The sequence below is a fragment of the Streptomyces sp. WM6372 genome (genome assembly GCF_001279655.1).
Classification (GTDB): Bacteria; Actinomycetota; Actinomycetes; order Streptomycetales; family Streptomycetaceae; genus Streptomyces.
Window position 1 is genome coordinate 1 of sequence record NZ_LGDB01000239.1, and the last position, 13,534, is coordinate 13,534.

10 protein-coding genes and 1 pseudogene are annotated in these 13,534 nt (G+C 74.1%); 9 read left to right on the forward strand and 2 right to left on the reverse strand.

The genetic code is table 11. The annotated features are described in order from the left end of the window. Positions 1-74 precede the first annotated feature (74 nt). From ADK52_RS36165 to ADK52_RS36175, 3 genes are all read left to right on the forward strand, one after another. A complete protein-coding gene (locus ADK52_RS36165; RefSeq protein WP_053694077.1) occupies positions 75-806 on the forward strand; it encodes a phosphatase PAP2 family protein in 732 nt (243 codons plus the stop codon). A 133-nt stretch (positions 807-939) separates the two neighbouring features. Beyond that, positions 940-2,472, forward strand: a complete 1,533-nt coding sequence (locus tag ADK52_RS36170) for a carboxylesterase/lipase family protein (RefSeq protein WP_053694078.1) — start codon at positions 940-942, stop codon at positions 2,470-2,472. Between the two features lie 60 nt (positions 2,473-2,532). Then, entirely contained in the window at positions 2,533-3,564 is a 1,032-nt protein-coding gene (locus ADK52_RS36175) for a LacI family DNA-binding transcriptional regulator (RefSeq protein WP_053694079.1), read from the forward strand. 388 nt (positions 3,565-3,952) lie between these two features. Here the strand turns inward: ADK52_RS36175 and ADK52_RS36180 are convergent, their stop codons facing one another. Both ADK52_RS36180 and ADK52_RS36185 read right to left on the reverse strand, forming a co-directional pair. Next, complete coding sequence (locus tag ADK52_RS36180; protein WP_078988869.1) at positions 3,953-4,675, reverse strand: phosphatase PAP2 family protein; 723 nt, start codon at positions 4,673-4,675, stop codon at positions 3,953-3,955. 85 nt (positions 4,676-4,760) lie between these two features. After that, complete coding sequence (locus tag ADK52_RS36185) at positions 4,761-5,723, reverse strand: alpha/beta hydrolase (RefSeq protein ID WP_053694080.1); 963 nt, start codon at positions 5,721-5,723, stop codon at positions 4,761-4,763. Between the two features lie 246 nt (positions 5,724-5,969). On the opposite strand from ADK52_RS36185, the gene ADK52_RS36190 reads away from it, so the two are divergent. The 6 genes and pseudogenes from ADK52_RS36190 (at position 5,970) to ADK52_RS36210 (ending at position 13,521) form a co-directional block, all read left to right on the forward strand. Continuing rightward, on the forward strand, positions 5,970-6,485 hold the full coding sequence (locus ADK52_RS36190) for an ATP-binding protein (RefSeq protein WP_053694081.1): 516 nt from the start codon (positions 5,970-5,972) through the stop codon (positions 6,483-6,485). Between the two features lie 193 nt (positions 6,486-6,678). Further along, positions 6,679-8,310 (forward strand): annotated as a pseudogene (locus ADK52_RS36195) (benzoate-CoA ligase family protein); the annotation flags it as partial. Positions 8,311-8,475: 165 nt separating this feature from the next. Continuing rightward, positions 8,476-8,907 carry an acyl-CoA thioesterase gene (locus ADK52_RS44200; protein WP_267887319.1) on the forward strand — a complete coding sequence of 144 codons (432 nt, stop codon included), beginning with the start codon at positions 8,476-8,478 and terminating at the stop codon, positions 8,905-8,907. 52 nt (positions 8,908-8,959) lie between these two features. Next, positions 8,960-11,263, forward strand: a complete 2,304-nt coding sequence (locus ADK52_RS36200) for an FAD-dependent monooxygenase (protein ID WP_053694082.1) — start codon at positions 8,960-8,962, stop codon at positions 11,261-11,263. Between the two features lie 9 nt (positions 11,264-11,272). Then, positions 11,273-12,373 carry a carbon-nitrogen hydrolase family protein gene (locus ADK52_RS36205; protein WP_078988870.1) on the forward strand — a complete coding sequence of 367 codons (1,101 nt, stop codon included), beginning with the start codon at positions 11,273-11,275 and terminating at the stop codon, positions 12,371-12,373. Then, positions 12,370-13,521, forward strand: a complete 1,152-nt coding sequence (locus ADK52_RS36210; protein ID WP_053694083.1) for a cupin domain-containing protein — start codon at positions 12,370-12,372, stop codon at positions 13,519-13,521. Before ADK52_RS36205 ends, ADK52_RS36210 begins: the two co-directional genes overlap by 4 nt. The last annotated feature ends 13 nt before the right edge of the window (positions 13,522-13,534 follow it).

The following is a 13,534-nucleotide window of genomic DNA, read 5'->3' on the forward strand; positions in this document are numbered from 1 at the left end:
GACCTGCACCCGTCCGTGCCCGCCTGCTCCCCGCGTGCCCCCACCGCCCGGGAGGCCACCGTGAAAGGCCCGCCATGCCACGTCCCTCCGCCGTACCCCCGCCCGCGCACCGCGCATCCCGTTCCCTGATCCCCGCTCCCCGGCACCACCTCCCGGCGGCCCCGCCCCGCCACGCGGTCGCCGTCGGAGCCGCCCTCCTCCTCGGGGCGCTGCTGATCGGCCTGGTGGTCGCGGTCGCCGACCGCCCCTTCTTCCAGGAGCTCGACGACGGCTGGGCCGCCTCCGTGAACGGCTCGCGCGGCGACGGCGTCACCGGATTCGCCACCGTTCTCGACCGGCTCGGCGGACCGCTCGGCACGGTCCTGCCGCTCGCCCTGATCGGCTGCCTCTGCGTCTACGGGCGCTGGCGGTCGGGGCTGTTCGCCCTCGCCGCCGGCATCGGGGCGAACGTCCTCGTGGTCCTCCCGCTCAAGCAGCTCGTCGACCGTCCCCGCCCGCCGCACCCGTGGGTCCTGGTCAATGACGGCTCGTTCCCCTCCGGCCAGGTGTTCACCGCCGTGACGCTGGTGATGGTGACCGCCGTGCTCGTGTTCCCCCCGCGGGCCCGCCGCTGGTGGTGGCTCTTCGGAGCGCTGTACGTCGTCGCCATGATGGGCAGCCGGACCTGGCTGCACGCCCAGTGGCTCAGCGACACCTTCGCCGGGGCGCTCGCCGGAGCCGGCAGCTGCATGCTGCTGTGGAGGGCGTTCGAGCCGCTTCTGAGGATCGAGGGCGAGCGGATGGCGGCCGACAGCCTGTGGCTGTGAGGGACGCGGACATCGCACATATCGAGAATCATTGACGGTCGTCCAATATTCGCCATACCCTCGTGATCGGGGCCGGCCTGCGCCCGACACGGCTCAACGCACCCCGGCCCCGGAACGACGAAGGAAGGGCCCCATGGCACACACCGAGCACCTCACCCCGCCGCCCGTGGTCGACCTCCCCGCAGGGCGGCTGCGCGGGGCCGTCGAAGACGGGCTCTCCGTCTTCCGGGCCGTCCCGTACGCCGCACCCCCGGTCGGCGAACTGCGCTGGCGGCCCGCCCGGCCGCACCCCGGCTGGAGCGGCACGCGCGACGCGAGCACCGACGGCCCCAGTGCCCCGCAGATGTACAGGGAAGGCGGCGACCCGGTCCTCGGCGGCCACGGGTCGCCCCCCTTCGACGAGGACTGCCTCACGCTCAACGTCTGGACGCCCGCGGCCGACGACGCCCGCCGCCCGGTGCTGCTGTGGATCCACGGCGGCGGCTTCGTCTCCGGATCGGGCTCGCTGCCCGGCTACGGCGGCGCGACCTTCGCGCGCGACGGCGACCTGGTGTTCGTCGGCATCAACTACCGCATCGGACCGCTCGGCTACTTCTCCCCGGACGAGGACGACGAGGCGGCAACCTGGCTCTCCGATCAGCTCGCCGCCCTGAACTGGGTGCGGGAGAACATCGCCTCCTTCGGCGGCGACCCCGACGACATCACCGTCGCCGGCCAGTCCGGCGGCGCCGTCTCCACCGCCGCCCTCGCCGGGCACCCGCTGGCCGAGGGGCTGATCCGCCGGGTGATCCTGCAGAGCCCGCCCTTCGGGCTGGACCTCCCCGACCCCGAAACCTACCGGGAGCGCACCGCCGCCTTCCGCGAGCTGGCCGGCGCCAAGACCGCGCAGGAACTGCGCGCCCTGCCCTGGCCGGCCCTCATCGGCGCGACCGGCGGCCTGTTCGCCCGTACGACGCGCTGGGGCTACTGGCCGACGCCGTTCCTGCCCGTCGTCGACGGGGTCACCCTCGGGCGCCACCCGGTCGAGGCCCTGCTGCACGGGGCCGCGGCCGGAGTCGACGTCATGATCGGCTGGACCCGCGAGGAGGCCAACTTCGGCTTCGCCCTGGACGAGGGGTACGCCGCCGCCACCAGGGAGCAGGTGACCGACCGGATCGCGGAGACCTTCGGGGCCGAGGCCGCCCCCGGGGTCTACGCCGCGTACGAGGCGGCCCGCGCGGGTGCCCGCCCCGCCGACGTCCTCATGGACCTGATCACGGACGAGCTCTTCCGCGTCCCGTCCGTCGGGCTGGCCGAGGCCCGAGCCGCCTCGGAGCACCCCGTCTGGGCCTACCAGTTCGACCTCCAGGCGGCCGCGTACGAGGGCCGGCTCGGCGCCGCGCACTGCCTCGAACTCCCCTTCGTCTTCGACAACTTCGAGCAGTGGTCGCAGGCGCCCTTGCTCGCCGGGCTCGCCCCCGGCGTACGCGACGGGCTCGCCCGCACCATGCACCGGGCGTGGATCGCGTTCGTCCGGACCGGCGACCCGAACCACCCCGGCATGCCGCAGTGGCGCCCGTACGACGCGCGGACGCGGACCACGATGCGCTTCGACTCGGCCGTCACCGCCCTCGATGACCTCGCCGGAGCCTCCCGCCGCCTGCACGAATTCCGCAGGGCCGAATGATCTAACTCGTGTAACCTGGGGAGAAAGGCGTGCCGGTCTACCCGAGGAGCACCGAGGACCATGCCCAGGGAGCCCAAGGCCAGGGAGGCGAGCAGCCCCGCGTCGCCCGTGTCGATCACCAGCGCGGATGTGGCCCGGCTGGCCGGGGTGTCACGCGCCACCGTGTCGTTCGTGCTCAACGACACCCCCGGCCACCGGGTCAGCGCGAGCACGCGCACCCGGGTGCTCGACGCGGCCCGGCAGCTGGGCTACGTACCGCACGCCGCGGCCCGGTCCCTGCGCGCCGGGCGCAGCAACCTCGTCCTGATGCCCGCTTCGATCTCCGCGATCGGCCGGCTCGTCAGCGACTGGGTCGACGACCTGCACAGCGAGCTCGACCGGCACGGCTATACGGCCGTCCTGCACGCGGGCCGCTTCGCCGACCCCCTCGACGCGGCCCGCGCCTGGGCCGAGCTGCGCCCGGCCGCCGTCGTCGCCCTCGACGGCGACCGCTTCACCGCCCAGGCCGCCGAACTGCTGAGCCGCGCCGGGGTGCGCGGCCTGCTCGCGTTCGCCGCCCGTCCGGTGGCGGGCGTCCACACCATCGGCTTCGACCACGCCGAGATCGGCGCGACCGCCGCCGAGCACCTCATCGCCAGGGGCCGCAAACGGATCGGCGTGGTCCTGCCCCGGGAACGCGGCCTCGACGCCCTCGCCCGCCCCCGCCTCGCCGGAGCCGAGTCGGTCGCCGCCCGGCACATGGCGACGGTGACCCCGGTGGAGCTCGCGTACACCCGGGAGTCCGCGACCGCCCTCGCCCGGCGCTGGCCGAGCCTGGGCCTGGACGCCGTCTTCGCGTACAACGACGAGTACGCGGCGCTGCTGCTGCACGCCCTCCGGGCCGAGGGCATCGCGGTACCGGACGAGGTCGCGATCGTCGGCTCCGACGACCTGGTCCTCTCCGCCCTCCAGCAGCCGGCCCTGACCACGGTCCGCCTGGACCTGCCCTCGCCGGCCACGGTCGCCGACGCCGTGCACGAGCTGATCGAGACGGGCACGACGCCCCCGGTCCCCGCCATAGAGGCCCTGCTCGTCCACCGCGCCACCTCCTGAGCCCGAGGGGTGTCCGCGAAGTCGTGCCGGGCGCCCTTTTGGGCGCCCCCTGGTGCTGTGACCGGAAAGGTTCACCGCCTCACCACGCCCGGTACGGCACCTCGTCCCCCAGCTACCGCTGGGTGGTGCCCCCCAGCGTTGTCGGACCGCGCAAGTACGTCCGGTACGAGCCGCGGACCTCCGCCTCGCGATGCACCGCACCGGACGGCGCGAACCGGCAAACCCTTCCGGCCACAGCACTGGAGGTGCCCCGCCCGACCGCCGCCCCCCGACGGCGGTCGCGCCCCGTTCCGGGCACCTGGGTGGACGGGCCTCCCCGGTCCGCTCCCGGTCCGCCCCCACCCCGGCGGCGCACACCGCGGCGCCGGGCTTTCGGGGGAGCTGCGCCCTATCGGGTCTCCGCGGGGGCCGATCGCCCCCGCCCGTCGTGCTCCCGGGCGAGGGCGGGGGAGAAGGCCCACCACGCCAGCAGCGCGGCCCCTGCGCCGGCCGCCGCACCCGCCACCGTGTCGCTGAGCCAGTGGGCGTGCAGCCAGGTCCGGCTCCACATCATGGCCAGCGTGAACACCGCGCCGCCGGCCCACCAGGCCCGCCGCCGGGCGGCCGGGACCAGCAGGACGCCGACCAGGACGACGAGCAGGGCCGCCCCCGCCGCATGGCCCGACGGGAACGAGCCGTGGTCGACGCGGACCATCGGGTTCGCCGGGCGCGGGCGGTCCACCAGGTGCTTGAGCCCCTGCACCACCAGCATGCTGCCCACGAGGTAGACGCCGAGCAGGAATCCCGCCGAAGCCCAGCGCCGGCGGACGAGCAGGAAGGCCAGCAGCGCGAGCGGTACGACGACGCCCAGCGGGCCGCCGAACCAGTTGAGGACGGCCGCGACGGCCGCGGGCAGCCCTTCGTGCGGGCCGCCCATCCACTCCAGCCAGCGCTCGTCCGCGCCCTGGAAGGGCGGGTTCGCGACGTCCGTGCGGACGGTCAGGGCCAGCGCCGCGGCCGAGCCGAGCAGCAGCACGGCCAGGAGCAGGGTGCCGGGGCTGCGGGGCGGCCGGTGTGCCGCCCGCGGCCCGGCCGCGGCGGCGCGCGGCGGAGTGAGTGTGTGCCGGGACATGACTGCCTTTCGACGTACGCGTGGGGGCGCGGCCGGGCCGCGCCCCCACGGTGGGACTGGTCTGCGAAGCGGTGTCCGGGTCGGGTCAGGCCCCCGCGCCCAGGTGGCGGGCCAGGAACGCCACGCTCTGCGCGACGATCGCGGGGATGTCGGCGGAGCCGAGGAAGATGTGGTCGGCGTCCGCCACGGGCTGCAGCGTCACCTCGCCGCCCGCGCCGGTCAGCGCCTCGGCGAGGATCTCGCTCTGGCTGTACGGGACGAGCCCGTCCGCGGTCCCGTGCACCAGCAGGAACGGCGGCGGGTTCGAGCCGGGAACGGCGTACGTGACCGGGCTCGCGGCCCGGGCCGGCTCCGCCTGCTCGGCCGCGGGAACGCCCAGCAGGGCGTCGTACGGGTTGGGGAACTCGGCGCCGGTCGGCATCGGCAGCGGGTGTGCGGCCAGGGCGACCAGGTCGTGGACCCCGTACCAGTCGACGACGGCCAGGACGCCGGTGTCGCCGGAGCCGACGCCGTGGGAGCCCTCCAGCGTCCCCAGGGTCTCGGCGTCCGTGCTGCCGGGGCGGACGAGGCCGGCGAGCGCGGCGAGGTGGCCGCCCGCCGACTCGCCCCAGACGCCGATCCGGTCCGGGTCGATGCCGAGCGTGGGGGCGAACTGCCGCACGTAGCGGATCGCGGCCTTGACGTCGTGAAGCTGGGCCGGGAAGGGGGCTTCGAGGCTGTGCCGGTAGTCGATGGAGACGAGCGCGAGCCCGGTGCCCAGGACCGCACCGTGCAGCAGGGCGGCGGGCACGGTCGGCGGCGGGTAGCGGCGGTCGCCGTCCAGCCAGCCGCCGCCGTGGATCCAGACGACCGCCGGGAAGGGGCCCTCGCCCGCCGGGAGCTGTACGTCGAGCAGGCGGGGGCGGTAGCCGGGGGTGGTCGCGTACGTGATCCCGTCGAAGCGGCGTACGCCGTCCGCGCCGGTCACGGGTGCGACGGGCCGCTGGTACGGCGGGGGCGGCCAGGTCATGTCGGCGATGTCGAACTCGGCCGGGGGGGATTGCGTCATTGAGGCTCTTCCCAATTCGGTGTGCGGCCTCGGCGGCCGGCGGGTCCGGTGCGGGCGGTCCGGGCTTCGTAACGTTTTGTCCGAAATGCTTGCGCGGGCACCGGGGGAGGCTTAGCGTGTTACACGTGTAATCACAACTCTAGCGACGCGTTTCCGCTGACCACAAGCCCACGGGGCATCTGAGTTCCCAGGTAGTTACACGAGACACTCGCAGCGGGCATCGCCTTCCCCCTCCGGGAGCACGTCATGCTCACCACCGCCAACCTCCCCGTCGAAGCGGGCGCCGCAGGCGCCACCGCAGTCGTCGCCGCAGGCGCCGCGGCCGCTGGCGCCCCGGCTTCGCCCCGCGTCCGCAGCCGAGGCTTCGCCCGCTGGGTGGCGGAGCCCACCCCGGCCGCCGTCCCGCTGCTGCGGACCCGCGTCCGGGCCGTCCTGGAAGGCTGGCCGGTCCCCGCCGAGGCGGCGGACGTCCTGTTGCTGGCCGTGAGCGAGCTCGCCGGCAACGTCGTCCAGCACGCCGCCGCCGGCGGCCGGATGCGGGTCGGGCTGTCCTTCGACGGGGGCCGGCTGTGGCTGGAGGTCGCCGATCGGGGGGTCCGGCAGCCCCGTCCGCCCCACCCCGCCGACGAGGTCGACCCGGACGCCGAGAGTGGCCGCGGGCTGCTGATCGTCCAGTTGCTCGCGGCCGAGGCGGGCGGCGAACTCTCCGTCGTGGCAAGCGAGTCCGGAACGTCCGTGCGGGTCTTCCTGCCGGTCGCCTGAACCTGCCCGCGGGGGTTCCGGGGTCGGCCCGGAGGCTCGCGGGGGCGGTTCTGGGGCGTCACGAGGGCGGCCCGGGGGCCTCGCGAGGGCGGCCCGGCGTCCGCCGAAATATCGAGCAATGTTGACGGACGCAAAATTATCGAGATAACTTCCATGCATCTCCCCCGCTGCTCCCTGATTGAGGTGCCGCCCCATGGAGCTCTCCCCTTCCGCCCACGCCGACTCTTTCTGCAGAGACCGGCTGCCGGCCTTCCCCCTCTGGCCCGAACTCCACTTCGACCTCCCCGAACTGGACTACCCGGACCGCCTCAACTGCGCCGCACGCCTGCTCGACGAAGCCGTCGAGCGCTGGGGCCCCGACCGCCCGTGTCTCCTCACCCCGACCGAGCGCTGGACGTACGGCGAGCTCCAGCAGCGCGCCAACCAGGTCGCGCAGGTGCTCACCGAGGACTTCGGCCTCGTACCCGGCAACCGCGTCCTGCTGCGCGCCCCCAACAACCCCTGGCTCGTGGCCGCCTGGTTCGGCGTCCTCAAGGCGGGCGGCGTCGCCGTCACGACCATGCCGCTGCTGCGCGCCGCCGAACTCGCCGAGCTCTGCGAGATCAGCCGCCCCACCGTCGCCCTCTGCGACCACCGCTACGTCGACGAGCTCGCCACCGCCGCCGCCCAAGTCCCCGCCGGCCTGCCGGTTCTCGCGTACGGCGGCCCCGGCGTCATGGACCTGACCGCGCGCTGCGCGGCCAAGAGCGGGGTGTTCGCCACCGTTCCCACCGCCGCGGACGACGTGGCGCTGATCGCCTTCACCTCCGGTACGACCGGGCGGCCCAAGGCGACCCTGCACTTCCACCGCGACGTCCTCGCCAACGCCGACACGTTCTCGCGGCACGTGCTGGGGCCCCGCCCCGACGACGTCTTCACGGGTACGCCGCCGCTCGCCTTCACCTTCGGGCTCGGCGGGCTCGTGGTCTTCCCGCTGCACGTCGGGGCCGCGACCCTGCTGATCGAGCAGGCGACCCCGGAGCAGCTGGCCGACCTGGTCGCCGCGCACGGCGTGACCGTCCTGTTCACCGCGCCCACCGCCTACCGCGCGATCATGGCGGCCGGTGCGGTGGGCCGACTGGCCGGGCTGCGCCGCTGCGTGTCCGCCGGAGAGGCGCTGCCCGCCGCCGTGTGGGAGGAGTTCCACGCCGCCACCGGGCTGCGCATCATCGACGGCATCGGCGCCACCGAGATGCTGCACGTCTTCATCTCCGCGGCCGACGAGGACATCCGGCCCGGCGCCACCGGCCGGCCCGTGCCCGGGTACCGCGCCGCCGTGGTGGACCAGTACGGCGAGCCCGTCCCCGACGGGCAGCCCGGCCTGCTGGCGGTCACCGGCCCCACCGGCTGCCGCTACCTCGCCGATCCGCGCCAGACGGCGTACGTCAGGAACGGCTGGAACATCACCGGCGACACCTACGTCCGCGACGCGGACGGCTACTACTGGTACGTCGCCCGCAGCGACGACATGATCGTCTCCTCGGGCTACAACATCGCGGGCCCGGAGGTGGAGAAGGCCCTCGCCGCCCATCCGTACGTCGAGGAGTGCGGGGTCGTCGGCGCCCCCGACGAGCGGCGCGGCATGCTCGTCAAGGCGTACGTCGTGCTCGGCGCCGGGGTCCCGGCGGACGAGGCGACGGCCCGCGAGCTCCAGGCCCACGTCAAGGGCGCCATCGCCCCCTACAAGTACCCCCGTGCCGTGGAGTTCGTCCCGCGGCTCCCGCGCACCGGCAACGGGAAGCTCCAGCGCGGCGAACTGCGCGAGTGGGCCCGGGCCTCCGCTCCGGCACCGGGCCGGCCGGTACCAGTTCAGCCGGTACCAGTTCAGCCGGTCCCGGCGCGGCCGCAACCCGTCGAAGCGCCCGCCGGAGCATCCGTCGAAGCCCCCGCCGAGGCCGACACCGGCTGCGCCGCCGGCTGCCCCGAGGCCCTCGTCCCGCACCTCCCCAGCGTGGTCATCGAGCGCCGCGTCGAATGGCCCGACACGGACGCCGCCGGCCACTACCACCACTCCACCGTCGTGCGGTGGGTCGAAGCGGCCGAGGCCGTACTGCTGCGCCGCCTGGGCCTGGCGCACCTCTTCGGCAGCACCCCGCGCGTCCACTTCGAGGCGGACTACCGCGCCCGCCTCTGGTTCGGCGAGGCCGTGCGGATCGAGCTGAGCGTCGCCAAGGTCGGCTCCAGCTCCCTGACGTACGTGTTCGCGGTCCACGGCGAGGAGGGCGCCGAAGCCGCCACCGGGCGGATGGTCATCGCCCACTCCGCCGCCCGTGCGACCGGGACCACCCCCTGGCCCGCCGACGTACGCGAGGTGCTGACGAAATCGGGCCCGCAGGCGCCCGAGCTCCTCACCCTCCCCACGAGAGATGTCGAACATTGTTGACGGTCGCTAAATTTGCGCCATATGTTGTTCCGGAACCACGAGGAGGTACGCCGTGCGCGTAGCAGTCATCGGAGGAGGGCCCGGCGGGCTGTACTTCGCAGCCCTGGCCAAGCAGCTCTCCCCCCACTGGGACGTCACCGTCTGGGAACGGGGCGCCCCCGACGACACGTTCGGCTTCGGGGTCGTCTTCTCCGACGAGACCCTCGACGGCATCGCGCAGGCCGATCCCGAGATCTACGCGGCCATGTCGGCGGAGTTCGCCCGCTGGAGCGACATCGACGTCACCTACCGGAGCCGGACCCTCACCTCCGGCGGCCACGGCTTCGCCGCCCTCGGACGCCGGCAGCTGCTGCGGATCCTCCAGGAGCGCTGCGCCGCGCTCGCCGTGGACGTCCGCTACCGCACCCAGTCCCCGCCGGCCTCCGAGCTGGCGGCCTCGTACGACCTGGTCGTCGCCTGCGACGGCGTACGCTCCGCCACCCGCGCCGCCTACGCGGACACCTTCGGGCCCGACCTGGACGAACGCTCCGGCCGCTACATGTGGCTCGGCACGGACAAGGTCTTCGAAGCCTTCACCTTCCTCGTCGAGGAGCGGGACTTCGGCACCCTCCAGGTGCACGCCTACCCCTACGACGACACCCGCTCCACCTTCATCGTGGAGATGGACGAGGCCGCCTGGCGGCGCGCGGGCTTCGCGGAGTTCGCGGACCGCGACCACCCGCCCGGCACCAGCGACCTCGACAGCATCGGCCGCTGCGAGGAGCTGCTCGCCGAGCACCTCGATGGGCACCGGCTCCTCCCCAACAACTCCAAGTGGCTGCGCTTCACCACCGTGCGCAACCGCACCTGGCGCCACGAGAACGTGGTCCTGCTCGGGGACGCCGCCCACACAGCCCACTTCTCCATCGGCTCCGGCACCAAGCTGGCCATGGAGGACGCCCTCGCCCTGGCCGCCTGCCTGCACGAGCACCCGGACGTGCCGGGCGCGCTCGCCGCGTACGAGGACGAGCGCCGCCCGGTGGTGGAATCCACCCAGCGCGCCGCCCAGGCCAGCCTCGAATGGTTCGAGAACATCGGCCGCTACACGGCCCAGGAGCCGCCCCAGTTCGCCTTCAACCTGCTGACCCGCAGCCGCCGTGTCACCTACGACAACCTGCGGGTGCGCGACGAGGAGTTCACCACCGCCGTCAACTCCTCCACGCCCGTGCCGCCGATGTTCACCCCCTTCCCCCTCGGCGGACTGCTCCTGCGCAACCGGGTCGTGGTGCCGCCCACCGCCCTCGGCACGGCGAAGGGCGGCGTCCCGGGCGACTTCGACCTCGTCCACCTGAGCACCCAGGCCCTCGGCGGCTCCGGGCTGGTCCTCGCCGGGATGACCGCCGTCAGCGCCGAAGGCCGGAGCACCCCCGGCTGCCCCGGTCTGTACACCGACGAACAGGAGGCCGCCTGGCGGCGGATCACCGACTTCGTCCACGGCCAGTCCGACACCTGCCTCGGCGTCCAGCTCACCCATGCCGGCCGCCGCGCCGCCGCCGGCGACGCCCCGCCGATCGCCGCCTCGGCCGTCGCCTGGGACGAGCGGAGCCCCGTTCCGCGGGAGGCCACCGCGGCCGATATGGACCTCGTCGTACGGGACTTCGTCCGCGCCGCCCGGCGCGCCGACCGGGCCGGCTTCGACGTACTGGAACTCCAGTACGGGCACGGGCAGCTGCTCTCCGGGTTCCTGTCGCCGCTGACCAACCTGCGCACCGACGCGTACGGCGGCACCCTCGCCGGGCGGCTGCGCTTCCCGCTCGAAGTGCTGCGCGCGGTACGGGAGGTGTGGCCCGCCGGCAAGGCGCTGCTCGTGCGGATATCCGCCGCAGACTGGGCCGAGGGGGGCATCAGCGAGGCCGACGCCGTGGCCGTCGCCCGGGCCCTCGCCGAGGCGGGGGCCGACGGGATCGACGTCTCCACCGGCGAGGTCGTCGCCCACGAACGGCCCCGCTACGGCCGCAGCTACCAGACCCCGTACGCCGACCTGATCCGCAACGCCACCGGGGTGCCCACCATCGCCGTCGGCGCGATCTCCACGTACGACGACGTGAACTCGATCGTCCTGGCCGGCCGGGCCGACCTCTGCGGGGTGGGCCGCGCCCAGCTCCACGACCCGCTCTGGACCCTGCACGCGGCGGCCGCCCAGGGCTACCGCGGGCCGGCCGCGCCCTGGGCGCCCGGCTGGCAGGCGGGCAGCGGCAGACCGCCCGCCGCCCGGACCGACCGGGTCCCGCCGCGCCTGGAACTGCTGCGGCAGCCCGCCGCGCCGGTGCACCAGCGCTGGCTCCCCCGCCTCGCCGCCACCGCGCCGGCCAACTGAGGAGACCCGATGGACACCCTGCCCCCGAACGAGCCGCCCCCGAACGAGCCGCCGCCGAACGGCCCGTCACCGAGCCGCCCGTCCCCGAGCCACCCGCCCCTGCCCCTGAGCCACCTGCCCCGCTTCACGGCGGCGGCCGTCCAGGCCTCGCCCGTCTACCTCGACCCCGCCGCCACCGTCGACAAGGCCGTCGCGCTCATCGCGGAGGCTGCCGCCAACGGCGCCGAACTCGTCGTCTTCCCGGAGGTGTTCGTCCCCGGATACCCCTACTGGAACTGGACGATGAACCCCGTCCAGGGCTCGCCCTGGTTCGAGCGCCTCCAGCGCGCCTCGGTCGACGTCCCCGGCCCGTACGTCGACGCCCTGCGCGCGGCGGCCCGCCAGTATGGGGTCGTCCTCGTCATCGGCGTCAACGAGCGCGCCGCGCACAGCCTCGGCGTCCTCTACAACACGCTGCTCACCATCGGATCCGACGGCCGGCTCCTCGGCGTGCACCGCAAACTGGTGCCCACCTGGGCCGAGAAGCTCACCTGGACCGGCGGCGACGGCAGCTCGCTGCGCGTCCACCCCACCTCCGCCGGCCCGCTCGGCGCCCTCGCCTGCGGCGAGAACACCAACACGCTGGCCCGGTTCACCCTCCTCGCGCAGGGCGAACTCGTCCACGCCTCCTGCTACATCGCCCTGCCCGTGGCCCCGGCCGACTACGACATGGCCGACGCCATCGCCGTCCGCACCGCCGCCCACAGCTTCGAGGGCAAGGTCTTCTCCGTCGTCGCCTGTTCCACCATCTCCCCGGAGATCGTGGACCTGCTCGCCGGGGACGACGAGGAGCTGCGCGCCCTCTTCCAGCGGCCCCGCAGCGCCCTCTCGGGGATCTTCGGCCCCGACGGCCGCCCGGTCACCGAACCGCTCGTCGACGACGAGGGCATCGTCTACGGCGAGATCGACCTCGGCCGGTGCATCCAGCCCAAGCAGATGCACGACATCACCGGCCACTACAACCGCTTCGACATCTTCCGCCTCGAAGTCGACAACCGCCCGCGCCTGCCGGTGACCTTCACCGCGCCGCCCGCTGGCCCCCGGACCACCACGCCTGAGGAGGACGTATGACCATCGAGCAGGACGACACCATGCTCGGCCGCGCCCGGGTCTCCGACACCCCCGAGCTCACCGCGTACTACGGCGAGCTCGAAGCCCTGGACGCCGGCGCCCTGTGGACCGTCGCCAACGACATCGAACCCTGGTACCCGCAGCCCAAGTCCGTTCCCGTGCTGTGGCGTTACGAGGAGCTGCGGCCCCTGGTCCACAAGGCCCTCGGCCTGGTCAAGGCCGACGACGCGGGCCGCCGCGTCGTGATGCTCGTCAACCCCGGCCGCAAGGACGTCAGCGCCGCCGCAGGCCTCCTCTACACCGGGCTCCAGATCATGGGCCCCGGCGAGGCCATGACCGCCCACCGCCACCAGGCCGCCGCCCTGCGCTTCGTACACGAGGGCACCGGCGCCTGGACCATCGTCGACGGCCAGAAGCTGAAGGTCGGCCCGCGCGACTTCGCGATCACCCCCAACGGCACCTGGCACGAGCACGGCAACGACGGCGAGGACGGGCCGGTCATCTGGCAGGACGGCCTCGACATCCCGCTCGTCAACGCCCTGGACGCCGGGTTCTACGAGGTTCACCCCGACCTCCACCAGACGCCCGGGAAGGTGGTCAACTCCTCCGTGGTCCAGTACGCCGCGAACCTGCTCCCGTACGGCTCGGAGCGCTGGAGCCGGCCCTACTCGCCGCTGCTGGCCTACCCCTGGGAGCCGACGTACGAGGCCCTGCTCGGCCTCGCCAGGGCGAGCGAGGGCTCCCCGTACGACGGGGTCATCGCCGAGTACACGAACCCGGTCACGGGCGGCCCGGTGATGCCCACCATGGGCGCCCACATGCAGCTGCTGCGCCCCGGGCAGGCCACCCGCGCCCACCGGCACACCGGCTCGGTGATCTACACGGCCGCCAAGGGGCACGGGGTCTCGGTCATCGCCGGACGGCGCTTCGAATGGCGTCAGGGCGACATCTTCTGCGTGCCGTCCTGGGCCTGGCACGAACACCACAACCTGGACGCCTCCGAGGACGCCTGCCTCTTCTCCTTCAACGACTTCCCGGTCATGCGCTCGCTCGGCTTCCACCGCGAAGAGGCGTACCCGGACAACGACGGCCACCAGCCGATGCCCGCCGCCGCGCCGGACGCCGCCGCCCCGACCGCCACCGCCTGACCCCGAGGAGCCC